This is a genomic window from Brevibacterium jeotgali (genome assembly GCF_900169175.1).
Classification (GTDB): Bacteria; Actinomycetota; Actinomycetes; order Actinomycetales; family Brevibacteriaceae; genus Brevibacterium; species Brevibacterium jeotgali.
Genome location: NZ_FXZM01000042.1, coordinates 1 through 1,764 on the forward strand (window position 1 = coordinate 1; position 1,764 = coordinate 1,764).

The window sequence follows — 1,764 nt, forward strand, 5'->3', positions numbered from 1 at the left end:
CCTGACTTGGCTCATTTCGTTAGTGCGTGGGCTCTCCGGTCCGGATGGCTTCGAGGACGCGGGTCAGGTCCTCGGAGACGTGGGGTGGGAAGGTCTGCGTAGTGCCGTTGATCGCGAGGGTTGCGGAGCGTAGGGGCCGGAGCTTCTTGACGATGTTGCCGATCGCCAGTCCGGTGCGTTGCTGGATGAGCCGAGCGACGGCCAGGGCGGTGAACACGAGGGTGAGGTGGGCTTCGATCGCGTCACGGGTGCGGTGGAACATGGGTCTGGCCTGGAGGTCCGTCTTCGACATACGGAACGATTGCTCGACTCGCCAGAGGTCGTGGTAGCTGTCGATCACCTCTCGGGCTGGCATCACGTCGGCGGGGATGTTGGTGTAGTAGCCCTTCAGCCCCGCGACAGAGCGCGCGCGTTCGAGGTTCTTCTCGTCCAAGCTGCGGCCGCTGGCAGTGGTCTTGACGAACCGGGTGTTCTTGACCGGCTTGTCGCCGTCGATGATCGCGCGAGCACGGTTCTCCTGCGCGGTCAGCGTCTTGTGGTCCCGGACCCCGCGCTTGCGGGAGTAGGACCAGATCGCCCGCCACGAGTCGGGATGCTGCGTGGGATCCCAGACCGGCTCGGCCCGCAGCGCGTGGTCATTGACGCTCGAGTTGCCGTGCCGTGGGGTGATGGTGTCGATGATCTGCCCGTCGGTGAAGGCATCGCCGTGCCAGTGGACATGGCTGTCGAGATCGTGTGGGGCCTTGGTCTGCCGCGACCCGACGATGAACCGCAGGTGCGCCTCGTCCAACTCGCGCAGGTTGGCCGCGGAGAGCATGCCGGCGTCGGCGACCACGACCATGTCCGCGAGATTGTGGCGCTCTTGGAACTGGCGGATGATCGGCAGGATCGTCTTCGTCTCGGCCTTGTTCCCCTCGAAACAGCTGATCTCCAGCGGGAACCCTCGCCGATCGACCAGCAGTCCGACGACGATCTGCGGATCGACCCGGCGCTCCTTGCTGAAGCCGACTTTGCGCAGGTCATCCTCCTTCTCGGCCTCGAAGTAGAGGGTGGTGACGTCGTAGAGGACCAGCGACACATCGCCGTGGGTCGAGGCGTGGTCGAAGCACTTGGCCGCGATGGTGGCGCGGTAGTCGTTCTCGAGCACGGCCCGCAGGTGCCGTTTCACGGTCGCGTAGCTCGCCGGCTTTACCCCCAGATCGGCCAGGACCCGGGCGGCGTCGCGTTTCGAGGTCGGCTCGACGATCCGCGCGAGCACGAGGTCCCGGAACACCGCATCGTCCAGCACGTCAAATCCGAGGGAGGCATACGCGCTGGCCAGTGCGTCGTAGAGCACCGTGCTCGCCGTGGACTGGACTCGGCCGGGACCGGCGCGCTCCTCACCCGACGATGCCGGTTCGGCAAAGAGATCTCCCTGCCCGCTGGCCGGCGGGATCCGGGTCACGGAAGGCTCCGGTCTGACGCCCAGATCCAGCGCCTCCTGGGCCGGGTCCTCCAGCAGACGACGGGCCCTCTCCAACAGGACACCGAGCTCAGCATCGGTATGCGCGGAGCCAACGTGCTCCAGGATCCGCTGACGGCCCTGCGCATACTCGGCGATCTGCACCGCCATGGCACCCGACTTCGTCCGCACTCGCCTGATGAACGCCACCCGACGAGCCTAGAGCACCCCGATTAGTGCGTGAAACACACCCCCAGGCCCAACATCACCCCAGGTCACAGAGCTACGGAACGCGCCAACCCGCAGACGTGAGCCAAGTCAGG

At 66.2% G+C, this 1,764-nt stretch carries 1 protein-coding gene; it reads right to left on the bottom strand.

The genetic code is table 11. From position 1 onward, the window contains the following. Nucleotides 1-19 precede the first annotated feature (19 nt). The gene (locus tag BJEO58_RS14720; RefSeq protein WP_101590199.1) at nucleotides 20-1,651 is read right to left on the bottom strand and encodes an IS1634 family transposase; all 1,632 of its coding nucleotides are present in this window, start codon (nucleotides 1,649-1,651) and stop codon (nucleotides 20-22) included. Between the last annotated feature and the right edge of the window lie 113 nt (nucleotides 1,652-1,764).